The sequence below is a fragment of the Streptomyces griseoluteus genome, from assembly GCF_004784465.1.
Lineage (GTDB): Bacteria > Actinomycetota > Actinomycetes > Streptomycetales > Streptomycetaceae > Streptomyces > Streptomyces griseoluteus.
Map to the genome: position 1 here is coordinate 1 of NZ_SRRU01000016.1, position 22,469 is coordinate 22,469.

Consider the following 22,469-nt stretch of genomic DNA (forward strand, 5'->3'; position numbering starts at 1 on the left):
GAAACGTCTCCGGCAATCGCGTCAGCCATCTCCCGCATCACGGATAGCGACCCTAGCCTCAGCCGTCCCAGCCAGCTCGACCACCCATAACGGAATCAAACGCACCCGACAGGACAAAACGCTCTTTTACTAGTCGTTTCAGAAAGAGTTCAGCTGCGTGCCTTGTGCTCGACGATCTTGGTCGGCAGGCTGTCCCGGGTGCGTGTTGATCTTGTTCCTGACGAGCTGTGGGAGCGGGTGGCTCCGCTGCTCCCGCCTGCTCCCGAGCGGCGCCGCCGCTATCCGGGGCGGTTGCGTGTTCCCGACCGAACGACACTCGCCGGCGTCCTGTACGTACTGCGGACCGGCGTGGCGTGACGTCCCCGCGGAGACGGTGGGCTGCTCCGGCGTGACAGCCTGGCGCCGGCTACGGGACTGGACCGAGGCCGGCGTCTGGCCCCGCCTGCACGCTGCCCTGCTCGGCGAGTTGCGCCGCGCCGACCTGTTGGACCTGGACGACTGCGCCGTCGACGGCTCGCACATCCGAGCCCCGAAAGGGGGGATCACGTCGGCCCCTCGCCCGTCGACCGCGCCCGCCCCGGCTCCAAACACCACTTGATCGTCGACCGCCACGGAACCCCACTCGCCGTCACGCTCACTGGCGGCAACCGACACGACGTCACCCAGCTCCTGCCGCTGCTGGACGCGGTCCCGCCGATCCGGGGCCTGCGGGGACGCCCCCGCCGCAAGCCCCGGCGGCTATACGCCGACCGGGGCTACGACTTCGACAAGTACCGCCGCCTGCTGTGGAAACGCGGCATCAAACCCCTGATCGCCCGACGCGGCGTCGCCCACGGCTCCGGGCTTGGCAAGGTCCGTTGGGTGGTCGAGCGCGCCTTCGCCTGGCTGCACCAGTTCAAACGACTCCGCACCCGCTACGAGCAACGCGCGGATCTGCATCAAGGACTGCTCGAACTGGCCTGCAGCCTCATACGCCTCCGCCGCCTGCGAACCTCATTCTGAAACGATCAGTAAGCCGTTGTCGAGTTCTGCCTGGACCCGGCGATCGCGGAGGCCGCGAAGCTCACGGGAGAGGCTCTGCCACAGTAAGCCGGCATTTGCTGTGGCGGCCCTGTCCGGGACGCGATCCGGACAAGGCTCTGACCGGCCCGGACAGTCGGTTAACTGTCCGGGACACCTGGCTCTCATTGCTTCACCCGTCGATGGTCAGCAGTCTGTGTGGTGTCTGGCTGGCCGTCACGGCACAGCCCACCGCGTCGATGAATCACTCTCCATACAGCGAGCTGATTCTGAACGACAACCGGCGATCCGCAATGCGGATGACATCCGTTTTGTCCTGCTCCGCGGACGCTCAGCAGGACTATGAAGGAGGAGATCTTGCAACTGTTCAAAGGACTCGGAGTCGCCCTCGGTACGACCGCGGCAACCTTCGCGATGTTGCCGTCAGCGTCAGCAGCCGCTCAGGCGAACACCTTGCCCGCCCCCCAGGCTCCCGCAGGCGTGAACTGCAACTGGGACCCCACCGGGTCGGGCGGCGGCGTGGGCATGCGGACCACCAAGGAAATCCGGCTGAGGTACGGGCCGGCTGCGGGCTGCGACTTCATCGGGTGGAGCGACATGGACGTGGACACGCGACTGTGGGCTGTGTGCAAGTACCGCAACCCCGATTCGGGCAACACCTGGTACTACGTCGACCCGGCCGACTCGTCTTGGCGCAATGGCTGGATCTACTCCGGCAACGTCAAGGTCGATCAGGGGACGATCCGCAACTGCTGAACACGATCCAAAGCTCATTCCCCAACCCAGCCTGGAGCGTGTAGGGCGAACGGGTTTGCGGCCAGGTTGAGCTTCCCGGTGTATGCATATGTCCTGGCCTTCGGGCCGCATGGACACCGCCCGGCGCTACCTCGCTTCTACCCGCGTCTGAACCGCACCACGAGAAGCCGCGCCCACACAACGGAAGCAACTGGCGGGGTGTTCCCGGCACGGGAGGGCCCGTAAGGGCATGATGACCCGCAGATCCCCCCGACTCCGAGGTGGGGGCCGGACGCGTCGGCAGGCGGCATGGCGACTTGTTGCCATGCCGGTGGCGGCTCCGCTCGCACACCCAAGGCGTCGTCTTGGCCTGGGTCCTTTTGACGGGGGGAGGGCTTAAAAGAGGGGTGCCCGAAGGCACAGGAGATGGCTCAGGGCACCCCTTTCGACTGCACGTCTCGCACTCACCCTGAGCACAGCTACGCGGGCGAGATGGAGAAGATCTGCTTGCCGCTCCCGTCGCAGGGCTGTGTCACCGCCGGTACCCCGGCGACCGTCCCCGATCCGCTCATGCCCACGCATCCGTCGCCGACCAACCGGAGAACGTACTGGTCGCTTCGGCCGGAGCCCGTCGGCGCGATGCGGAACCTGCTCGTCTTCCCGCAGTCGTCCCAGGGCTCCAGCAGGGCGGCGCCGGTGCCGACGTTCACCGAGTTCAGGCAGCCCGTGCCGTGGTCGGGGTGGTACCACTGCACGCGGAACGTGTCGTCCGCCGCGGGCACGAGCTCGGTCTGCTGAGGTGCGACGTCCTCGCACGGACGCTGCACGGCCACCAGTGGTTCGTACCCCTCGGCATGCCCGTCGGTCAGACACAGGCCGTGCGCCAGGACCGGGCGGATCTGCACGGGACCCTGCGGCAGGGCGGTCCGGTCCGGCTTTCCCTTGGAACCGCCCGGCGCACCGGAGAAGCCGAGGACCCAGATGGTGACGGGCACGGCGGATAGCACAGCGAGCCCCACCAGCAGCGCCCGCAGCCGGCGTCGGCCCGGCGTCGGCCCGGTGCGCTGACCGGGAGGTCCCGCACCGTCCGCGCCCCCGCCTCCGTCGTGGCCTTCGTCCCCGCCTTGGTCCCGGCTCGCCGCACCGCTGACGGCCCTTTCCAGGGCCTCCAGCCATTCCTGCACCCGCTCCGCGTCTCCGCAGGTTCGCACGAACTCGGCCACTAGTTCGGGACGCGGTGTGGTCTTCCCGCTGAGGACGTCCGCGAGCGTGCTGCGGGCCAGCACTCCTCCGTGCTCGGCAGCCCGTTCTTCGAGCTGTCGGTACGTCAGCCCGGAACGCTCCTTGAGCTGTCGTAAGGCAGCCGCGAACTCCCCCACATTCGCCATGCGGACATGGTGACCGGCCTCGCGGCACGTGGACAACGCTGGTTCCGGCCCTCCGTGGCCGTTTTCCGTACGGTCCCGGACAGGATCTGGACAAGCCGCTGACCAGCCCGGACAAGGGCCGGCCCGTCCGGGCCGTATTCCGGTCGTGCATGCCCGTGCAGATCGACGCGTTCACCTCTTTGCGAACCGTCGAGGTCATCGCATCGAGCGTGGAGAACGCCGACAGCTCCAGCCCGGCCCCCACCACCTTCTCCAACGCGATGTTGATCAGGTCCGCCGGCCGGTTCTTCGCCGCGGCCTCCTTCCGGATCGATCCCTCCGCGATCCGGCGGGCCTCAGCCTGGTCGTACGTTGCACCCATCCGGCGGCGCACCTCCGTCCGCTGCCGCTCCGCAGGCCGGCCCGTCGCCCACCACGGTACGGTCTCCTCCGACGGCTCCACCGCGCGGCGGACAAAGTCGACCACCGTCTCTGGGTACTCGTCCGGCTTCGGGAACCGGCTCATCCGCTGATAGGGCTTTAACCCTGCTCGGTACAGGACGGCGAGCACGACCTTGCCGCACTCTGATTTCCCATGGCGGCTTTTGGGGCCCCTTGGCCGGGCCCTTTAGAGGTCATCTCATTTGGCGAGCCTGCGGTAGCAGATGAGGGTGCAGGCGATGCTGGTGAAGGCGAGGAAGTGCGCGGCTTTGCGCTCGTAGCGACGATGGAGGCGACGGCATCCAGCGAGCCAGGCCATGGTGCGTTCGATGGTCCAGCGGTGCCTGCCGAGTCGCTGAGAGGTCTCGATTCCCCTGCGAGCTATGCGATGTTGGATGCCTCGCTGGGATAACCATCGCCGCAGGTGGGAGTAGTCGTATCCCTTGTCGGCGTACAGCTTGCCAGGCTTGCGCCGACGGGGTCCTCGCCGGGATCGGATCGGCGGTATGCCCTTCACGAGCGGCATCAGGGCCTGGCTGTCGTGGACGTTGGCACCGGAGATGCCGACAGACAGGGGCAGACCGGTCCGCTCGGTGATCAGGTGGATCTTCGAGTCGTACTTGCCCCGGTCGACAGGATTCGGACCTGCCAGGTCCCCTTTTTCAGGGCCCGCATGTTCACCGAGTCGATCGCGCAGCGGGACCAGTCCAACTCCCCACGGGACCCGAGTTCGTCGAGGACCAGGCGGTGCAGCTTGGCCCACACGCGAGCCTTCGTCCACTCGATGAACCGGCGGTGAGCGGTCGCCCCGGACGGTCCGAACGACGACGTCGGCAACTGCTGCCACGTGCAGCCCGACGTCGCCACGAACACGATCGCTGCCAGCACCTCACGGTCGCCATGCCGGCGCCGCCCGCCACCTTGAGGCCGCGATGGCGCCTCCGGCACGACCCTCTGGAACAGCTCCCACAACTCGTCCGGCACCAGCCGTTCAACGATCCCCGCCACAGCGGACAGCCTACTCAACCAAATGAGATGACCTCTAAAGGGCCCCCTGCAGCGGCCGGGTAGCCCGACCAGGAGCGCGAGCAGCAGCGGGAGTGCAGCGGGTGGCTGCTACACCTCGATGAAGGCGACGACGACCACAGTTATCTGCGTTCTGATCTAGCTGGGTCATCCTGGCTCGACCCGGCTACTACGACACACCCGCTGAAGCCGCTGCCAGACTCCGTACAGCTGGGCACCAGGAGCCGTGACCTGACGAGAGTTCGGCTGGTGACGATCCACCCGTCACCACCGCCTATCAGAGTGGAAGGGCCTCATCAACCACGGTCTTCAGGTCTGCTGGCAGATCAGGTGAGTCCCGCCAGTTCTGGGCGATCAGCAAGAGCGCGACCCATGCGTCATGCGCCTCAGCGTTCGACTGCCCGGAAAAAACCGTGTCCAGAACCCGCCTGGCAAGACCGTCGACAACCTCATACAGGGCATTCGAAACCTTGCTCACGTCATCCAGAGGCGAGCCCGCAGGTTGAGACGGTGCACCGTCGAGCCGGATGGTGACTGAGGCAGCCGAGTACGTCCTTCCATGGAGGAAGTCACGAAGGCTGCCAACTTGATGACGAGACGGCAGAAGCGGCTGATCAGGGCTCTGAGACACACCGTCACCCTATTTGAAGCGGGACCGTCGCTAACGTCCCTCACACAGCAGCGAAGCCCTGACTCGGCGAGACCGGCAGCGGAGGATCCGTGCGGGCGCAGGGCGACGTGACGCGGAGGACGTCTGCGGGATAGCCGGCACGGTAGGAGCCTACTCGGAGGTGCGAGGGCGACGTTCGCGACGGTGGCCTCCGGCCAGCTGGGCGTCGTCAGACCTGCTGGCCAAGAAGCCAGGGCAACACCCCCACTGAGCAGGGAGAACTAGGCGGTTTCGTTTAGATCACGGGGACTCGCTGTTCCTGGGCCAATTTTGCCTGTCCAAGGTACGGGGTCGAGCCGGGTAGGCTCGGGTGATGCCGGAGACAGCATTGCTCATCATCGACATGCAGACTGCTTTGTTGAGCGACGCTTATGACGTCGAAGCCTGCCTCCGCACGGTCGCCGAACTGGGCGAACAGGCCCGCTCCGCTGGTGTGCCAGTCATCTACCTGCGACAACGGCTCCATGACGTACCTGCTGGCCTGATCGATGTCCATCCAGCGGTGGCACCCCAACTGGGTGATGTCGTGCTGGACAAGGACAGCGCGGACTCCTTCCTCAACACCGGGCTCGGTGATCTGCTGGACGAGCAGTCGGTGTGCCGTGTGATCGTCACCGGCTTCGCCACCGAGTACTGCGTTGACTCCACCAGCCGCGGCGCGCTCTCACGTGGCTACGACCTAGTGCTCGTCTCAGACGGACACACCACGCCAGAACGCCCTCCCGGTGCTGCGCTGTCGGCCGCTCAGGTCATCGCCCACCACAACACGACCTTCTCGGCCATCCAGTACGCCGAGCGCTCCATCACAGTCACACCAGCTGCGCGCGTCCGCTTCGGTGCCGCACTAGCGAGTTGAGGAGACCGTCCGGATCATCGGGCGGACAGGGGGGCATGTGGTCGACGACCCACAACGGCGCATGCGGTTACGGCTTACCAGGCAGCGCGCGGCTCCGATGCGGGTACGCGGGCAGGCTCGGCAAGACCCTCCCGAACCACAGGCGGAGCCTGCCCCACCAGAGCCCCGCCGGGAGCCTCAGCCCCCATCAGCGACACTGAGGTCCGCTTCCTCGTGGCGGGAAGCGTCGGCGCGGAAGCAGTCCATACCGTCTTCGACATCTCGGCACAGACGATGCCACCGTGCTCACAGCTCACGCTGACTTCGCGAGCCTTATGGGCGTCGACAGGAGGCCACGCAGTGAAGGTGCAGCGGTACTTCACCGACGATATGAGCTGGTACAAGAGTCACGGCTATGAGCGCCTAGCCTACGACAGCGTCGCCGACGTTACTGCCATGTTCTACGACCGTGACGGTCTGCGGTGGACTCGCGGAGAGGATCTCACCATCCCCGGATGCCATGACCGGGCCGAACCACCAGCCATCCTCGGGATACCAGCCACCCCTCCCCCATTCCATCCGTGCATCGTTCACGTACCGCTGCGGGAGCTGGGCGTCGACTGGGCATGCCGCCGGACAGTGAGATCCCGGAGCCGTGCTCTTCGGTCCCGGGATCTCGGTGCGTGGGGGCTCGCTGCGACGCAATGGTGTAAAGCAGCGGCCCTGGGTGCCAAGCGGATGCCGGGGCTATCGGCTACCGGCGGCGCGGGAGGGTGACCCGGGCCTCCGCCAGGACGATGCCGGTCGCCGGGTCGCGGTGCACGGGCACATACAGACCCCCGCCGCCACCGCCTTCGCCGCGGTCCTCACCCTCGCCACCGCGGTGGTCGGCGCCCTCGCCACCCTCCTCACCTGACCCAGCCCACCGGCCGCGGACAGGCTCCCGTGCCGGTGGGTCTCCACAGTCCAATCTGATGTTCCTGATCACGCAGATCCAAGGGCGGTCATACACACCGTTCCTCTGGCTCTGGATCGGCGTGGCGCTTTGGTCGGCCGGTGACGCGGCGCGGGGTGTGGCAGGAGGTCCCATATCCCAGGAGGGTCGCGCTCGGAGTGCTGCTGTCCGGGGCCGTGGGGCTCTCGGGCCTCGCCTACTCGCAGATGTACGTCCCGTACGAGACCCCGGTGCAAACCCCCTTCAGTGTGTCATTCGGGGAGCCTGCACTCAGCGGGGACGGAACCGTCCTGCACGTCCCAGAACATGTGGAGTTCCGGAACACCGGCTCTCAGTGCGGATCTATGTCGTTGGCACCCTCTGGTCCGTGATCGGGTGGCCGACCAAGTTCAGGGAGAAGGGCACGGGGGCGGAGGTGTGGCGACGGGCACTGGACCAGTTCGACGAAACAGTCCGGCACGTCGTCTACGGGCCCTCCCGCATGCTGGGGTACCGGTCGATTTGCCGACCCAGGCGCCCGGCTCGACCCCGGTGACAGTCTCTCCAGGGATTTCGTCGTAGACGTTCCCCTGCATACCGGGATCGGCCGTGTCGAGGTCGATGCCACCGCCTCGTTCATCCGCGCCGACCGAGGGAAGCTAGGCAACAGTTGCAGGGATTCGGAGGAAGTCAGCTGGGACCCGAGTCCGGGAATGCAGCCCCTGGGTTGGGTCGCGCGACCTGGGGACGACTTCTACCGATGGCACGCGGCTGAGACCCTGACAAGCCGATCTCGGCGACGACTCGGTGCCGATCCCTGTTCATGATCTGCTGGGCCCTTCCTGCGGTCGGCAGGACGAGTCGGGGAGGTCGGCCAGGCGCCGCGCCCAGAAGGAGCGGTCGGTCCAGCGGGCCTCCTGGGCGTGGATGACACGGTGGCCGCGCAGATACGCGCTCCGTGCGGCCGCGACCTTGTCCGCGTATGCGGCGAGGGCCGAGTCCGCGCCGTAGGGGGCGCGACCCAGGCGGGTGTCGACGGCCAGTCCCGCGCCCAGCCCGGTGTAGAGAGCGGTCAGCACGCCCTGGGAGGAGAGCGGGTCGAACGCGACCGCCGCGTCCCCGGCGGCGGTCCAGCCGTCCCCGTACACCGTGTCCAGGTGCGCTGTGTGCGCGGCGGCCCGGCGGGGCGCGGCAGGTGATGTGGGCGGGGGTCCGTCCCGGTGGACCCATCGGGACACGTGGCGGGTGGCCGTCATCCGCCCGCGGAAGTGGCGTGCGGTGTGGGAGGCGGCGGGCAGGTCGGCGTCGGTGAAGTAGGCGACCAGTCGCCCGCCGGAGGGCTGCGGGGCGGTGTACCACCAGCCGTCCTCGTCGGACTCGACGAGGGAACGGCGGTCGGTGTCCAGCGGGTCCGCCTCCAGGGGCACGTACAGAGCTGTGAGCCGGTCCCCGACCCGCCGCCGGGCCCCGCACCGGACGGCGATCGCGGCGGCGCGGCCGGTGGCGTCGATCACCCAGCGGCAGCGCACCGTACGCTCGCCACCGGACCGGGTACCGGCAGGGCCGGTGCCGCCGCGCAGGACCAGGGTCCAGCCGCCGTCCGGCGTCCGCGCGGTGTCGCGTACGGCCGAGCCCACGGCGACCTCGGCCCCCGCCGCGCGCGAGGCGTCGCGCAGACGCCGGTCGAACAACCGCCGGTCGAGGTGCCAGCCATGGCCGTGCGGGTCGTTGATGAAGTCCACGGCGTGCAGGTCGGCCGAACCCCACGCCGAGAGGCTGCCATAGCAGGGCAGATGCCCGGAGTCGAGAACACGGTCGGCGACGCCGAGGTCGCCGAGCAGAACCCGCCCGGCGGGCACGAGCGTCTCGCCGACCTTGGGCGGCCCGGTGCCGGCATCCACCAGCAGAACCGTACGGCCGGCACGGGCGAGCACGAGCGCGGCGGCGCAGCCGGCCGGGCCGCCGCCCGCCACCACGACGTCGTAGGTGTCCGCGCCGGGAGCGAGTGCGGCGCTCACCGCGCGTCGCGGAAGGGGTCGAGTATCTCCAGATATCCGGCGGTGATCTCCTCCTCCCGGTAGCCGGTCGCCCGGGCGGCCTCGCCGATGACCCGTGCCGCAGACTCGGCCTCGGCGGTTTCGGGGGAGATCCTTCCCTCGGGTCGGATGCCCGCCGCCGCGGACAACACGTGCGGACCCGCCTCGGGCACGTGCAGGTTGACGAGGTTCGCCGTTTCCGGTGCCTGATCGAGCGGTTGTCCCGGGCGTGACTCCACCAGGATCTGTTCCGGGAACTTCCCGTCGCCCACTGTGTAGTCGCGCACCTCGACGATGCCGAGCTTGGGCCAGTCCTTGATCATCTGTGTGCGCTGCTGGTTCATGGTGCCGTTGAGGCCGCGCAGCCAGGTCGCCCGCCGCTCGAACGCCTCTTCCCGGGCGCTGTCGTCACTTCCGGACGACGGCGTGTTGACCTTCTCGAAGTCCTCCAGCTTCAGGACATGGTTGGGTACCTGGGCAGGCCAGAAGGTCGGCAGGTAAGGGCTGTACCGGGGCCCCAGGTTGGCCAGCACCTCATAGCCGGAGCGGCAGCTCGCGGTGTCCGCCTGCCAGGGGGCGGCCATCCAGCGAGTGAGGTCTCCGGGCCCCTGAGCGTGCAGGGGGCCGTTGGCGGCGACCGCCTCCTGCGGGGTGAGGGTGGGCCCGTAGTCGGGTTCCGCCGTGCCGGTGGCGCGGTGCCAAATGCGGAAGGGTTCACTGAACATGCTCGGGTGCCTGATCGGCCAGGTGACCTCGCACCCCGGGTGGAACGCGTCGGCGGCGCAGTTCTCCAGGGCCGCCCGGTCCAACAGCCCCGGCTGCTCGCCGACAGGGGCGTCGTCGACCGTCGGGCGCGGCTGCCGCAGGGGTCCGGCCAGGAAAGCCCCGTCCGCCCAGCGCTGCAGCATCCAGTCCTGGGTCGGCGACAGCACCAGGTGCTGACGCACGGACTTGGGCGTGCTGGCCATGGCGTCGCCGTAGATCCATGGCCACGGCAGCGGGGACTTTCCGTCCCGGTCGTAGTCGCGCAGGGCGGCGTACGTCTGGCGGCGCAGTTCCCGGTTCCGTCCGGACGGATCGGCGAGCCTCTTCCGCATGGCAGGCGAGAGGAAGAAGTGGGGTCCGTTCCAGCCGAACTGTGCCGCGAATCCCTGGTTGACCCACTGCAGATCGCAGAACCGGCGGAGGATCGGCTCAATGTGATCGGTGAACGAGATCTTCTGCGGGCGGGCCAGCGAACCGGCCTGGACGAAGACGTCGAAGAGCAGGTCGTGGAGGGTACGTATGGACTTCACGCCGGGGGCGTAGTGCGGAGGCCCCACCACGACCCAGGCCGGGGCGGCGGTCAGATCCTTGCCGTCGATACGGACCGTCGCCGTCACCGGGCCGTCGGACACGTCGTCGTACCAGGTGTTGTTGTTGGCGACCCCGGTGATCGGCTGGTTCGTGTAGGAGGCGGAGTTGCCCCGGCCACCGAGCACCACCAGGCGGCCGTCGGAACGGGTGGAGATCTCGCCGAGGTACACCGACTTGCCCATGATCTTGCCGGTGTCGAACTTCTGCGTCTCGGTCTGCGAGCCGCGGACGGTGCGGCTTCCAGGGTCGTTGACCAGCTTCTTCCTCTCGGCGCCCACGACGTCGGCGTTGCGCAGAGCGTATTGCTCTACCGCGAGCGTCTTGCCCTCGGGTATGTCCAGCGCCAGATGGAACTGGTACCAGGCGGCCTTCTTGTTGGCCAGATGCACCGTCCACTGGATCTCGGAGACACCCTCGGTGCCCGGCTTCAGCTCCCTCACCACCTCCCCCGCGGCGTTGTAGCCGTACACACGGAACCGTGCGGCCTGCCTGCGGAGCGCCCCGGAACCGTCCTTGTAGGAGCCGGGGTCCGCTGGTTTCTGGTCCGGTGATTCCGGACCGATGAAGGGTGCTTCGAGACTGTTGCCGACCCGGGCGACACCGATGGCGGGGTGAATCTTCACCGTCACGATCTGACTGTCCATCGAAGAACCTTCCGTTGGGGGCCGTCGGGATGCGGTCTCGAACGTAAGACGTGCAATTCCGCCCGGGGTCACACTCCGACGGGGCTGATCGATGGCCGATCATCATTGACCTCCTACCAACTGCTGCCATACGCAAGCGAGTTCGCACCGGTCGTAGGTGTGTTACCGCACCTGAGGAGATCGCCGGCGGAAGTCACCGGACGCGGTCTCGATCGGCTCACCGCGCCCGTGAGGACTCGGCGCGCACGAAAATGCCGTACCGCCCCGCCTCATCGACGACCTCCGCGCCAAGACCTGCCTCGAGCTTCCGGCCGCCGTGACCTCGGCCATGGAGGTACACCTGGTGGAGAACGCCCTCATGCGTCAGGGCGAAAGCCGGCACGGTACGGTGGCGCGCGCGTACCGAAGGCTCGTCCTCCGCGACAAGTCTGAGCTCACCCGTGACGTCCCGCAACAACAACCACGGGTGAGGTGCGGGAAGGCTCCGGGGCAGGGCTCCACCCGGCGCCAGTCCGTCACCCGTCCGGGAACGGTGTGGTCCGCAGGGGTGACCCAGAAGGCTTGACCCAGCTCAGCGCTGAACTGGGCGCCTGAGCGGGCGCTGATCTCGTCGGTGAGGCGGTGGGCGCGCAGGACGGTCAGCCAGGTGACGGGCAGGGCAGTGACCCAGGCGGCAGCGGCTTCCCACGCGGGCTGACGGCCGCCGGGGAAGCGGCCCGGGAGCAGGGGCGGCTTTTCCAGGGCGGCGAGAAGGTCGTGGGTGAGGCCGGCCTTCGCTGGTGGTGCCCGGGCCGGGGTGCAGGGTGATCCGGCCGGACGGCGGATGGTGGGCGGCCAGGGCGGTGTGCGTGTGCAGCACGTCGTCGTGACGGTCGAGAACCACAGTGAAGGACGGCAGCGGCGGAGCAGAAAGCATGGACGGTGTGGTCAGGCGAGGCGGCTGAAGGCCCAACGCAGCAGCTCCTGGTCGACGCGGACACGTCCCGTACGGGCCAGGGCGGTGTGCGGGTGTGGGCGGTCAGCTGGGCCCAGGCGCGGAAGTTGCCGTGCGCGGCGTCGCTGTCGGCGAAGGCGATGTCCTCGGGGTCGGCGTCAGCCCAGACCGGGTGGAACAGCGGATCACTTCGAGGACCTCGTCGGGTGTGAGGCGGGTGAACTGCTGCCAGATGAAGACACGGGAGGACAGCATCGGTTCGCGGCGCAGCACGGTGTGGCAGCCCGCGCCACCGACGAAGATGATGGCGAGCTGGGTGGAGGGTTCGTCCCACAGGTAGCGGAAGTATTCGAACGCCTCCCCGTTGAGCCACTGGGCCTCGTCGACGAGGAAGGTACGAGGGCGTTCGGCCAGGGCGGTCTTCAGCAGACGGTCGAACTCGCTGGGGTGGCGCGGTGGCTCGCCGGCCAGGTCGAGCGCGGTGAACAGTTCGTAGCGCACTGCGCGGGCGGTGGGCCGGGCACGGAAGGTGATATTGCGGATGTCCTCGCCTGGTCCGAGTGCGCGCATGCAGGTGTTGACGGCCATGGTCTTGCCGAAGCCGGCGCCGCCGTGGATGCACATCATCGCGCGGGCGGCGACCGTGTCGCCGATGTTCTCCCGCGCGGTGAGCAGGGCGCGCCTGCCGGTGTCCGTCTCGCGCAGCCGGTAGACGCCCGGCTCGAGGCCGTCAAAGACCAGGGTGCCGTGGGCGCCGGTGGCGCCCTCGGCGACGACGCGGCCGCTGTCGGGCTCGGTGAGCTGGAAGGCGGCACCGGCCAGGCGATCGCCGTCCGGGTCCTGCTTGTGGATGGTCACACCCCCCGGGGCGGCGGTGACCTTTATGACGGCGCCCGCGCTCGCGGTGGTGGTGTCGCCGGCCAGCAGCATCCGCTGCGCCCTGCTGTCGCGGGGAGTGAGGATCTTCAGATCGGAGCAGTCAGCGGGGCGTCCGGACCGGTGGTGATGCCCGTGCTCGCCGTGGGTGCCCGCTTCGGCGAGTGGGACCGTGACTCCGGGAACCCAGGCGCCGGAGAGCTGGGCGGTGACCGTGACAGTAACCGTTACCCCGGGTGGCTCAGTACGCGGAGTTGACGTTGTCGATGGAGCCGTAACGGTGGGCGGCGTAGTTGGCGGCGGCGGTGATGTTGGCGACCGGGTCGGTGGAGCTGTTGGCGGTGCCGGCGACGTGGAATGCCTTGAACGTGGGGTCGATGACCTGGAGCAGGCCCTTGGAGGGGATGCCGTTCTTGGCGTTGACGTCGTAGTTGTTCTGGGCGTTGGGGTTGCCACTGGACTCGCGCATGATGTTGCGGTGCAGGCCCTCGTAGGTGCCCGGAATGCCCTTGGCCTTCATGATGGCCAGGGACTGCTTGATCCAGCCGTCGAGGTTCCCCGACCCAGCCGAAGCGGCCTGGGGGGCGCTGTGAGCGCGGTGGACGGCGGTGGTGACGTGATGGGTGGTCTGCGGCATCTCGGCGGCGGACGCGCCAGACGGCATCAGCGTCACCGCACCGGCCGCGGCACCCGCGGTGGCCAGACCGGTCAGGACGAGGTTACGCAGGCGGACAGAACGGGGGGCAGCAAAGATCGCAGACAAGAGGGGTCTCTCCAAGGGACGTCGTTGAGGCACCGGCCGGAATAGACCGAGAGCCTGTGGGCGCCGGGGCGAGGCCCCGCGGCCGCCAGTCAGACAAGAACAGGCACCGGGATGAACACCCGGACCGGCCCGCTGCTCCGGCAACGACAAACATGGTTAAACCCGGACAAAAGCTAGCGCAAGCATGTGACCTACTACCCCGAGACGGAGAAATGCGAGACATGTCCCGCTTGGGTGGCTGCAGCGCAGGTCGCGACGGGAGGCCACCTACGACCCGCGATAGGACGTGATCTACCTCCTATGACCACCACCACAACCAAACCCGCCAAACAACCCCCACCCCACCCACCACAGCCACACCCGCACACCACCGGCACACCACCGACAGAGAGCGGCGGGGGCGTCGGTACCGGCGAGGTGCCTGAGCAGTGCGTAGCTGGCGGCGTGGGGATCGCCATCAGCACTGGAGTCAGGCAGCGGGCACGGACCGCGTCACAGGCGCGTCGTCTTCTGTCGAGCCGACGCCCGCGGCGGACCATCCCCGCCGGCGCGGGGGCGACGTAGCCTACGTGGCGCTGGACGGCACGTTCGTCGGACCATCCCCGCGTGCGCGGGGACAGGTTCTGCGCGCCGGTGTCGGCGATCTCGTCGGCCGGAGCATCCCCGCAGGCGCGGGGGCAACTCGAATCCGGCCGGACTCGGTCTGCTTGCGGGCGTCGTGGGCAACGCGGCGCGGGTTGCCGATCGCCTCGAGGAGCGTCTGTTTCTGTAGCCGGCCGAAGCGCCGGAAGACCACCCCGGCCGGGCCCTGCTCCCGGAGATGCTCCTGCCATTGAGAATCAGCGGCCGGCGCCGTCTGGATGGCGACCTCCAACACCCAAGCACTGGTCATCCACCAGACGGTAGACGCCACCGCCGGCAACCCGCCTCCATTTCCGCGTGGGCGGGGAGCACTAGGAGTTCGCTGCTCTGGTGCAGACGGAGCCGCGCGCGGGGGCGAGGGCCCGGGCGGGCCGTCAGGCGGGGCGGGACTCTTTCTTGTGTCTCAGGGCGGCGGCCACGGTGCCAGTCGCGGCGAGGCTGCCCAGCAGGACCAGCGTCACGCCGACCCCGAACAGCCCGGTGGCGTCGTCCGACCAGTCGTAGAAGGCGGCGATGGTGAGGCCCGCCGAGGTACCGACCACCACGCTCCGGGCATCACCCCGCAGCGCTCCCCAGCACACCGGCACGAGCAGGGTGAGTACCAGCCCGATCACCTGCCACGGCTGGTACGGGCCGGTCGTGGAACCGTCAGGGTGCACGTCGCGGTGCTGATCCCAGCCGAGCCATGCGGCCCAGAGCGCGGCGGAAACGACGGCCTGGAGCAGGAAGGACAGGGGGCGGGCGGCAGACTTCTTCAGGTGAGGGCTCATGGTCCCAGCGTTCCCGCCCGCCCGTCTGCCAGGTAGAGCGCGTGTGCTCAGCTTCGGCTGAGTACCTGAGTGCCCGGCGGTATGAGTACCTGATCACCGGTCCACGGGGGCCGGCCGATGCTCCGAGGCAGGGGAACGTCGCGCACAGTGTCCTCGTCGGCCGCCACCAGCTGGGCGATCACCGGCACGCGGTTCCCGCCGGCCGAGGCCAACAGCATCATCGCGCGCCGGTAACGCACCGAGCTGGTGCTGCCCCGCCGCACGATCTGCTGCAGCCGCTGCCCCTCCTGGTCGGCCAGTCTGCGGACTTTGACCGGCTCTGCCACCACGCCTCCACGCACCAGATCGGACGTGTCCCCACATCCAACCGGCCCCCGGCCCCTGACCGCGAAGCACAACCGGGTGAACCATCCCGGTCAGAGCACTAGTGAACAGCGGGGCTTCTTACATGCCCTCATGGACGTGAGCGGCGGTGTCCGTCATGGTCAGCAGGTGGAGCGGATCATCACGGTCAGGACCGGGGATGCCATGGACGGCTGGCTGTGCCCGAGGTCCTCGTACCCCCACTACCGGTAGAGGGCGTGCACCTTCCCGTCTCCGGCTTCGGCGTTGACCATGAGCGTTACGAACGGCTCGTCGCCGGTGAGGAGGAGCGCGTCGTGGACGGCGCGGGCGGTGCCGGTTTTCCCGGCGTCGTCGAAGGACACGTCAACCGGATCAAGATGCTCAAACGCCAGATGTTCGGCCGAGCCGGCTTCGCGCTCCTGCGGAAACGGGTTCTCCTGGCCAGCTGACCCCAGCCACCCATAGGGTGACGGGACGAGAGAAGATGCACCATGGATCCCCGCATACCCCGCCTGCGTCGCAAGCTGGCCGCGATCCCGTTCCAACCACTGCGCAGCCACTCCTTCGGAGAAGAGCAACACAAGTTCCGCCTCGGTCCGAAGCTGGCAGAAGCACGCGTCGCTGCGTTCGAGGCCGAGCACAACATCGCCCTGCCCGACGCCTACCGGCAGTTCCTCACGCACATCGGCGGCTCAGGCGCGGCGCCGTTCTACGGCCTCATGCCGCTGGAGCGGTGTTCCCTGCTGGTCATGAACCCGCGTGAGGAACCGGGGGCACTCCGCGGATTCGACGACGCAGAACCCAGGGGTCACGAACGCGACCTCTTCCTCCACGTCATCGAAATGGGCTGCACCGACGTATGCGTCATCGCGGTGACCGGTCCCCTCACCGGCCGCGTCCTCATCGGCAACAGCGACGGGTTCTGGGGCCCCAACGTCTCCTCCGCCACCGACTTCCTCGACTGGTACGAACGCTGGCTCAACCACATGAGCGCCGGACGCGACAACCGGGCCCTCGAACTCACCTCAGCCCAGCTTCGCGCCCATCCAAACCGCCATCGCATGGCCCCGAAGATCTGACTTTCCGTAACCACTCCACGGAAAGTGAGCCAGAACCCGAGATTCGACAGCACCAAGAGGGTGGCCGGGTCGGGCACCGATTCCTGGCATACGTTCCAACCTATGACGCGAACCCTGAGATCCCGGCTGGTGGCCCGGTGAGCGGCTGGTGGGCCTACCTGGAGGAACGGACCTGCCGAGAGGTCGATGCCACTCGTGCCAGAGCAGCTCCCGCCCAAAGCCGCTACACCGACCGGGCGAGCAGGCGCGCCCCTTGAAGGATGGCGTGAGCACCTGAAAGAGTCGTCGCTCTGTTGGACGTTCATGAATCGATCGGGAGACGCGCGTGGGGTTCGAACTCCCCATGGGTTCCGCCGGACCCGGTGAGACGGAGAGCGCATGCTCCAGAAGGAGTCCCACTGATGCGAGTCAGACTTTCTCTCCCACGTGACGCCGACAGGCCGACGCGGCCGCGCTTGCTGCCGTTGTCCTCGGTGATGGTCATGGTCGTGGCCGTGCTGACGGCCGCCTGTTCGGCGCAGGGCGGTGGCGGGGAGGCCGAAGGGGATTGCGCGATCGTGGCCACGTATGGGGACCGTACCTATACGGAGGTGGCCAACGTCGACTTCCGGGTAGGCGACGCACTCGGCACCGCCGAGTTGCCGCCCTGCAATGACACACCGGGCGCCGACGACGATACGGCAGTGCACGAAGCGACGGCCTATGCCGTCGACGGCTTGGATCCACGTATCGCCATCGCGGTGCGGTACACCCCGGACGAGGTCATGCTGCTCGCCATCCAAGCCGGTGGCAGCCTGCCTCCGGAGGTCAAGAACCTGACCAGGCGCTAAGAGGAGTTGTCTGGGCGATCACGGTTCGGTGCGCAAGGTCAGGGGTTGCTTGTCGGGGCAGTCCCATAGCCTGCGCTCATGACGACCGCTGAGTCCGGCTCTTTTTCGAGCGCGGCCCTTGAGAAGTACCTCTCCTTGATCGACGAGCTGCTTGCACAGCCTTTCCCGGAGGCGAACTTCTCTGACGACACCGGTTGCGGTGGCCCTGATCATCGTGTGCGTATCCTGCGGGCCAGTCAGGAGTTCTGGGATGACGATGACGGCGAGGCGGCGCGCAAGGCTGAAGCAGAGCTGCGGGCCTACCTGGACGCCCTGATCGCAGCTCTTACGGCACGCTGGGACGAGCCGCTTGTCGTCGACCTGTTGCCGTATCTGCGGGCCGGCCTCGAGGGGGAGGCGGTTTCCGAGCCGATCAACTACATGAGCCAGCTGGCGGGAAGCATGCAGGCGTGGCCGCGCCGGGATCCCGGTCGCTGGCTCGGGCTCGCCATTGGACAGGGGGATAAGGAGTTGCCGCTCGAATTGCTCGCGGCGGTTGGCCAGCCCCTTGCGCTTGAGCCGAGCGAGTCCGGTAGGTCATAAGCGGAGCCAGATAATCGCGGTTGCCACAGTGAGCCCTTTCCAACCTCAGCTTGCCGTTGTCGGGTGAAGGGTGAGGACGGCCTTGCCCAAGTCGGTGACGCGGGTGGTGCTGCAGCGGAGCTTCCGTAGCAAGCGCCACGCCTTCAGGGTGGCCATGGCTTGCTCGCCGAGCGCGCGGATCCTGGCGTGGGGGCCCCGGAAGGGCACGAGGACGGTGCCGCCGGCACCCTGGTAGCCCTTGTCGGCCCAGCAGCGGAGGTCGGCCTCTGTCAGAGCGGCGATGACCCCGTGGGTACGTGCGGCCCTGATGTCGTGCACCGTCCCGGGCAGGGCGGGCGAGGCCCACAGCAGGCGGCCGAAAGGGTCGGCGATGACTTGCACGTTCATGCCGTGCCTCTTGTGTTTCCCGGAGTAGTAGAGCCGGTCGGCAGCGACCCGGTCGATCGCCAGGAGCGTACCGTCGAGGATCACGAACGCCTTGCGTCCCGCAGCACGGACGGCGGTCGCGAGGTCCGGGGCGAGCGTGGACAGGGCGTCCACCGCCTCGTCGGCATAGCGGTTCACCGTGGCGATTCCGATGCCGAAGCCAGCCGCGAGCTGGGCGTAGGTGTGACCGCAACGCAGATGGGCCAATATCAACAGGGCTTGGCGGTCCGTGGTGAGTCGACGCCAGCGCGTCTTGCGCTCCAGGCGCCGCGCGGACAGCAGGCGGGCCAGGTGACGAAGCGTCGAGCTGGACAGTTCGATCCCTGATGGATAGACAAGCACGTGAAGCTCCGGGCGGACATGTTGATCTTGGTCGATAACCCATCTACCAGGAGCTTCACCATTTCCCAAACGCCACCACCATGCCAAGTGGCCAGCCTGTCAGGCAGGTTGGAGCCGGCTTCATGAGCTGAGGGCCGCCGTGTGGTGCAGTTACCCGAGGGACGCGAACGGGTTCGAGAATGAGGCCAGGTCGCTCACGCGGACCAGGCTGAGCTCGCTGGGCTCGATCTCGGAGCCGGACAGGACCACGTCAGTGCTCTCGATGCATCCCCGTGCGATCCAGTGACAGTTGCTGCTGTCGCGCCAGAGTTCGAACGTCATGGGTTTCCCGTCTGTGGTGATGGTGACGGGTTCGGAGGCCGGCAGGTTGGCGGGGGGTTCCTCGCCGGGTGGAAGTAGATCTCGAAAGCCCGTTCCAGGGCCTCGCCAGCCTCTGCATTGCCAGAGGAGGCGCTGAAGACCGTGACGTGCTCGACCTGGGGGTCGAAGTACGGAGAGCCGAACCACAGGTACACATGGATGTCGCCGGTGGCTCGGTTGTAGCCGTGACCCGTGACCTGCCGCGATTCCGGCCAGTTGGCGTCGACAGCGAAGATGCTGAACCCTTCTGCCGAGCCAGGGATGCCTTGATCGTTCATGGGATCTCCCGCGCGCTCGTTCGTGATCAGGCATCCTGCCGCCGCGAGAGAACGGGCGGAAAGTCGGGTCGGCGTCCACGGCTCGGGCCTGGGGCTGGTCGGTGCACGCACACACAATGCAGGACCACCGGCATCACCGGCTTGGTCAAGGCCGTCCTCACCCTTCACCTGACAACGGCAAGCCGAGGTTGGAAAAGGCTCAGTAACTGTTCCGAGGAAGACGTAGCCGCGGAGGCCCGGTCGCTCGCGTACCCCAGCGAAGTACAGCAACCACAGCACCCTTTCCCGTCCAGCAGTACCCACCGGAGACCGTGAGGCGACCTGTATGGCCACCGTTGAGAGCAATAGTCAAGATCTGTGCATCAAGCCATGGCCGTCAGTCGCCAGACCTGCCCCAAAAGGCGATCACGGGATTCGCCCCATCGGCGTCCTTCAACGGCCTGCACCACGCTGACCAACGCGGCATGTCCCATAGTCCCTCCGAGCCCGGGTGCCGTGCGTCGTAGCGCTCCTGGGCTCGTTCGAAATCTCCTCGGGTCGGCTCCGAGGTTTCGAAGATCTCGCGGGATTCGTCGTCCGACAGCGGGCGCACGGTGTGGGAATCGTCGTACGCCTCGGCGTCGATCACCTCCCACACGTCGATGATCGTGTGTGTTCCCTCGCTGCCGAAGGTCTCGTCTTCCCACAGGGCATCGAGGTCGTCCACAGAGGTGAACGGCCGGCCTGCGGGCTGGAGCTTGTCCCAGTGGGTTCCGTGGACGAAGAGCCTTTCGAACTCGCGCTGTCGCACGGTGGCCAAGGCCGCCGCGACATCTCCGGCATAAGGCTCGATGTATTGCCACGATGACGCGCCCACCCCAGCTCCTGCCCTTCCCCGACCCTTGGCTGTCGCCACGGACCCTACCCTTCGGCTTCGGCGCTGCGGGCGTTCGGAGTCCGCCCGGCACGCCGAGTGCTGCCTTACGCCACCCGGTCCCGGCGCTCGACCAGCAGGCCGCGTTCGAAGCGGGCTCCGGCGCGGACGAGGGCGACTAAAGGCTGTTGCACAACGGCTGGTCGATCTTCCGGGTCTCCTTCCTGCGGCGTTCCAAGACGGCAGAAAGACGGGCACATTCGGGCAGTTGACCTTGCTGCCGATGGCTGGATCTGAGCGTGATCGCCGTTGTGCAACACCCTTTAGGGCCTGTCCGGCGGATCAGGGGGCGGGGAAGCAGCGGTGCCGATCGTCCCAGGTGAGCGGGGTCTGGTGCGTCCAGGTGCAAGGCGGAGAAGGGAGTCGACGCGGAGCGTCGGCGAGTGACGACAACGCCGCTGGGGGTCCCCCCTGCTCGCAGAGCTTGGGGGAGGGCGTGCCAGACCCCGCGTTCGCGCCATGATCCGCCGGACAGGCCCTAGGTGGGGTGCGTCGACGGCTCGCCAGCGGGCCTGGGCGGATTCCACCAGCTTGAAGACCATGGCCAGGGCTGCGGCCGCGCTGCCGGCGCCCTTGGCGACCTTCGTGCGCAGGCGGACGGTGGCGAACGTGGTCTCGATGGGGTTCGTGGTGCGTAGGTGGATCCAGTGTTCGGCGGGGAAGTCATAGAAGGCCAGCAGCTCGTCCACGTCGTCGGTGATCTTCTTGACCGCCTTGGGAAACTTCGTGCCGTAGGTCTTCTCGAATGCCGCGACCGCCAGGAGCGCGTGGTCGCGGTCCTCGGCGTTGTACATCTCCTGCAGGGCCTTCTTCGCCCTGGGCGGGGCGGACTTCGGGAGGGCATCAAGGGTGTTGGCGATCTTGTGCACCCAGCACCTCTGATGGCGGGCCTCGGGGGAGCTGGCTCCTCTTCCGCGCCCTGCCCGAACCCACCGCCCCCGGCACCCGGACGTCCACACCCGCACCCGCACGGGAAGACGCGTAGACCCGCACGAAGCAGTGAGCACACGTGTGGCCCGCCGGACGGACGAGGACGTGCCCGAAGATGGAACCTGCCGTCTGCCGGGGTCAGCTGACGGGCTGTCGGCTCTGGTCCGTGCCGTTGACCGCCAGCTCAAAGAGGCACGGGCCCGCCTTGAGGCCCTCACCGCCCTGCCACTGGATGACCGCGGTGACAGTGTCGGCCGTGTCAGCTGTCCATCGGCAGCAGCTTCTTGATCGCCGCGACGGCGGTCTGCGGTTCATCGGCGTGGCAGCGGACCGTATGAATCTTCGCGCGCCGCCCCAACAGGCTTACGGTGGTGACTGGTCGGGTCAGCTCGATAGTGATCGAGGTCTGCGAGGCGATGGCCACGTCCAGCACACCGTCCTCGGACTTGTTCGTGTCCGGGAAGCGGAGGTCGTAACGGGCGGACCCGATCCATTCCAGGGGTATCCGCAGATCGAGCCGTGTGCCTCGCCGTATTCGCAGCTCGGCCGGCCCCACGACGTGTGGGCGTGTGACGGCGGCGGCGTGCAGCCCCAAGATCATAAACACCGCGTAGAGGTCGAGAAGCAGCATGACCAGGTGGGCGACCGGATACGCGGCGAGCATGAAAGACACCCCGACCGTCTCGACCACGAACACGAAGACCAGACCGTACGCCGTCGGCGCCTGAGCGCGCGCGTACCCGACAGCAATGTCCGTGTCCCCGACCCCGTGCGAGCGCCGAGCCACCCAGAGCCCGAGGCTCGCCATCCACCGCCCCTCGTGTGCCGCCAGCCGTCGCGTCTGTGTGATGAGCGCTCCGATCCCCATGTGCCTCAGTGAATCAGAGGGGTCTCATAAATTCCCCCAAGTCGTTTTCGCCACCGGACGACCGCGAACGCGTGGCGACACCTGGTCGCGGTTGCCCGCATCTTCCAGCGCAACCCCGCCCTGGAGGCGGACCGATATGCCCCACAATCCAGCAAACCGTGACCGGCGGCGACGCCGAGAAGGGCGGCCGCGGCTCCGAGGTCACCCTGTCCGGCGCCTCATCAGCCCGTGACTTGGGCTGGTCTTGCGGCCCCGGAAGGACCGGGCCGGACTGTGGGACGTATCCACGCGCTCGGCGCAACGGAAAAGGCCCACCATCCGCTTCCACGCAGAGCACCCACGCGCGCTGGTCAGCGCACTCCGTCAGCCCGCCTGAGCACACAGATCGGTTCCGACCACACCGACGGAGCGGTAGACGACTCCGCCCCCTGTTAACCAATTCCGCGAAGCCGATGGCTCCCGGCAGA

Annotated in this window: 17 protein-coding genes and 5 pseudogenes; 6 read left to right on the forward strand and 16 right to left on the reverse strand. The window is 67.8% G+C overall.

Annotated features, from left to right (window positions below):
• Positions 1 to 198: 198 nt before the first annotated feature.
• Both E5082_RS30585 and E5082_RS30590 read left to right on the forward strand, forming a co-directional pair.
• Positions 199 to 1,002, forward strand: a pseudogene (locus E5082_RS30585) (IS5 family transposase).
• A 360-nt stretch (positions 1,003 to 1,362) separates the two neighbouring features.
• On the forward strand, positions 1,363 to 1,776 hold the full coding sequence (locus E5082_RS30590; RefSeq protein WP_135794483.1) for a hypothetical protein: 414 nt from the start codon (positions 1,363 to 1,365) through the stop codon (positions 1,774 to 1,776).
• Positions 1,777 to 2,234: 458 nt separating this feature from the next.
• Here the strand turns inward: E5082_RS30590 and E5082_RS33240 are convergent, their stop codons facing one another.
• The 4 genes and pseudogenes from E5082_RS33240 to E5082_RS30605 all read right to left on the reverse strand — a co-directional run bounded on the left by E5082_RS33240 (position 2,235) and on the right by E5082_RS30605 (position 5,067).
• Positions 2,235 to 3,143, reverse strand: a complete 909-nt coding sequence (locus E5082_RS33240; RefSeq protein WP_244321664.1) for a helix-turn-helix domain-containing protein — start codon at positions 3,141 to 3,143, stop codon at positions 2,235 to 2,237.
• 247 nt (positions 3,144 to 3,390) lie between these two features.
• Positions 3,391 to 3,648 (reverse strand): annotated as a pseudogene (locus E5082_RS33840) (hypothetical protein); the annotation flags it as partial.
• Positions 3,649 to 3,762: 114 nt separating this feature from the next.
• Positions 3,763 to 4,562, reverse strand: a protein-coding gene (locus E5082_RS30600) for an IS5 family transposase (RefSeq protein ID WP_167514192.1) whose coding sequence is annotated in 2 segments (ribosomal slippage) — positions 3,763 to 4,223 and positions 4,223 to 4,562 — 801 coding nt in all. Because the reading frame shifts where the segments join, the coding sequence is not laid out codon by codon here.
• Between the two features lie 304 nt (positions 4,563 to 4,866).
• On the reverse strand, positions 4,867 to 5,067 hold the full coding sequence (locus E5082_RS30605; RefSeq protein ID WP_135794485.1) for a hypothetical protein: 201 nt from the start codon (positions 5,065 to 5,067) through the stop codon (positions 4,867 to 4,869).
• A gap of 505 nt (positions 5,068 to 5,572) precedes the next feature.
• Here E5082_RS30605 and E5082_RS30610 point away from each other — a divergent pair.
• On the forward strand, positions 5,573 to 6,115 hold the full coding sequence (locus E5082_RS30610; protein ID WP_135794486.1) for an isochorismatase family protein: 543 nt from the start codon (positions 5,573 to 5,575) through the stop codon (positions 6,113 to 6,115).
• Positions 6,116 to 7,849: 1,734 nt separating this feature from the next.
• Here E5082_RS30610 and E5082_RS30620 read toward each other — a convergent pair.
• From E5082_RS30620 to E5082_RS33255, 7 genes and pseudogenes are all read right to left on the reverse strand, one after another.
• Entirely contained in the window at positions 7,850 to 9,046 is a 1,197-nt protein-coding gene (locus tag E5082_RS30620; protein ID WP_135794488.1) for an NAD(P)/FAD-dependent oxidoreductase, read from the reverse strand.
• Positions 9,043 to 11,064: a LodA/GoxA family CTQ-dependent oxidase gene (locus tag E5082_RS30625; RefSeq protein WP_135794489.1), complete on the reverse strand. Its 2,022-nt coding sequence runs from the start codon at positions 11,062 to 11,064 to the stop codon at positions 9,043 to 9,045. Before E5082_RS30625 ends, E5082_RS30620 begins: the two co-directional genes overlap by 4 nt.
• Before the next feature lie 1,018 nt (positions 11,065 to 12,082).
• Complete coding sequence (locus E5082_RS32710) at positions 12,083 to 12,928, reverse strand: AAA family ATPase (RefSeq protein WP_229919025.1); 846 nt, start codon at positions 12,926 to 12,928, stop codon at positions 12,083 to 12,085.
• 187 nt (positions 12,929 to 13,115) lie between these two features.
• Positions 13,116 to 13,637, reverse strand: a complete 522-nt coding sequence (locus E5082_RS30645; protein WP_135794490.1) for a transglycosylase SLT domain-containing protein — start codon at positions 13,635 to 13,637, stop codon at positions 13,116 to 13,118.
• 1,016 nt (positions 13,638 to 14,653) lie between these two features.
• Positions 14,654 to 15,049 (reverse strand): hypothetical protein, encoded by a 396-nt coding sequence (locus E5082_RS30655; protein ID WP_135794492.1) that lies wholly within the window; start codon positions 15,047 to 15,049, stop codon positions 14,654 to 14,656.
• Positions 15,050 to 15,183: 134 nt separating this feature from the next.
• Positions 15,184 to 15,375, reverse strand: a pseudogene (locus E5082_RS30660) (IS630 family transposase); the annotation flags it as partial.
• A gap of 159 nt (positions 15,376 to 15,534) precedes the next feature.
• Positions 15,535 to 15,735, reverse strand: a pseudogene (locus tag E5082_RS33255) (GNAT family N-acetyltransferase); the annotation flags it as partial.
• A gap of 150 nt (positions 15,736 to 15,885) precedes the next feature.
• Between E5082_RS33255 and E5082_RS30675 the strand changes: the two are divergent.
• The 3 genes from E5082_RS30675 to E5082_RS30685 all read left to right on the forward strand — a co-directional run bounded on the left by E5082_RS30675 (position 15,886) and on the right by E5082_RS30685 (position 17,885).
• Positions 15,886 to 16,473 carry an SMI1/KNR4 family protein gene (locus E5082_RS30675; RefSeq protein WP_135794493.1) on the forward strand — a complete coding sequence of 196 codons (588 nt, stop codon included), beginning with the start codon at positions 15,886 to 15,888 and terminating at the stop codon, positions 16,471 to 16,473.
• 482 nt (positions 16,474 to 16,955) lie between these two features.
• The gene (locus E5082_RS30680; RefSeq protein WP_135794548.1) at positions 16,956 to 17,303 is read left to right on the forward strand and encodes a DUF6281 family protein; all 348 of its coding nucleotides are present in this window, start codon (positions 16,956 to 16,958) and stop codon (positions 17,301 to 17,303) included.
• Between the two features lie 78 nt (positions 17,304 to 17,381).
• Positions 17,382 to 17,885 carry a hypothetical protein gene (locus E5082_RS30685; RefSeq protein ID WP_135794494.1) on the forward strand — a complete coding sequence of 168 codons (504 nt, stop codon included), beginning with the start codon at positions 17,382 to 17,384 and terminating at the stop codon, positions 17,883 to 17,885.
• 45 nt (positions 17,886 to 17,930) lie between these two features.
• On the opposite strand, the gene E5082_RS30690 is transcribed toward E5082_RS30685, so the two are convergent.
• The 5 genes and pseudogenes from E5082_RS30690 to E5082_RS30710 all read right to left on the reverse strand — a co-directional run bounded on the left by E5082_RS30690 (position 17,931) and on the right by E5082_RS30710 (position 22,002).
• Positions 17,931 to 18,653, reverse strand: a complete 723-nt coding sequence (locus E5082_RS30690) for a transposase family protein (RefSeq protein WP_135794495.1) — start codon at positions 18,651 to 18,653, stop codon at positions 17,931 to 17,933.
• Between the two features lie 317 nt (positions 18,654 to 18,970).
• On the reverse strand, positions 18,971 to 19,291 hold the full coding sequence (locus tag E5082_RS30695) for a hypothetical protein (protein ID WP_229919026.1): 321 nt from the start codon (positions 19,289 to 19,291) through the stop codon (positions 18,971 to 18,973).
• A 376-nt stretch (positions 19,292 to 19,667) separates the two neighbouring features.
• Complete coding sequence (locus E5082_RS30700) at positions 19,668 to 20,147, reverse strand: hypothetical protein (protein ID WP_135794496.1); 480 nt, start codon at positions 20,145 to 20,147, stop codon at positions 19,668 to 19,670.
• 536 nt (positions 20,148 to 20,683) lie between these two features.
• Positions 20,684 to 21,100: pseudogene (locus tag E5082_RS30705) on the reverse strand (transposase); the annotation flags it as partial.
• A 293-nt stretch (positions 21,101 to 21,393) separates the two neighbouring features.
• On the reverse strand, positions 21,394 to 22,002 hold the full coding sequence (locus E5082_RS30710; RefSeq protein WP_135794497.1) for a hypothetical protein: 609 nt from the start codon (positions 22,000 to 22,002) through the stop codon (positions 21,394 to 21,396).
• Positions 22,003 to 22,469 lie beyond the last annotated feature (467 nt).

Excerpts from the sequence above, each read along its gene's own strand:
- E5082_RS30590 (WP_135794483.1), top strand. The coding sequence starts at position 1,363 with ATGAAGGAGGAGATCTTGCAACTGTTCAAAGGACTCGGAGTCGCCCTC.
- E5082_RS33240 (WP_244321664.1), bottom strand. The coding sequence starts at position 3,143 with ATGGCGAATGTGGGGGAGTTCGCGGCTGCCTTACGACAGCTCAAGGAG.
- E5082_RS30610 (WP_135794486.1), top strand. The coding sequence starts at position 5,573 with ATGCCGGAGACAGCATTGCTCATCATCGACATGCAGACTGCTTTGTTG.
- E5082_RS30625 (WP_135794489.1), bottom strand. The coding sequence starts at position 11,064 with ATGGACAGTCAGATCGTGACGGTGAAGATTCACCCCGCCATCGGTGTC.
- E5082_RS32710 (WP_229919025.1), bottom strand. The coding sequence starts at position 12,928 with ATGCTGCTGGCCGGCGACACCACCACCGCGAGCGCGGGCGCCGTCATA.
- E5082_RS30655 (WP_135794492.1), bottom strand. The coding sequence starts at position 15,049 with ATGAGCCCTCACCTGAAGAAGTCTGCCGCCCGCCCCCTGTCCTTCCTG.
- E5082_RS30675 (WP_135794493.1), top strand. The coding sequence starts at position 15,886 with ATGGATCCCCGCATACCCCGCCTGCGTCGCAAGCTGGCCGCGATCCCG.
- E5082_RS30680 (WP_135794548.1), top strand. The coding sequence starts at position 16,956 with ATGGTCGTGGCCGTGCTGACGGCCGCCTGTTCGGCGCAGGGCGGTGGC.
- E5082_RS30685 (WP_135794494.1), top strand. The coding sequence starts at position 17,382 with ATGACGACCGCTGAGTCCGGCTCTTTTTCGAGCGCGGCCCTTGAGAAG.
- E5082_RS30695 (WP_229919026.1), bottom strand. The coding sequence starts at position 19,291 with ATGAACGATCAAGGCATCCCTGGCTCGGCAGAAGGGTTCAGCATCTTC.
- E5082_RS30710 (WP_135794497.1), bottom strand. The coding sequence starts at position 22,002 with ATGGGGATCGGAGCGCTCATCACACAGACGCGACGGCTGGCGGCACAC.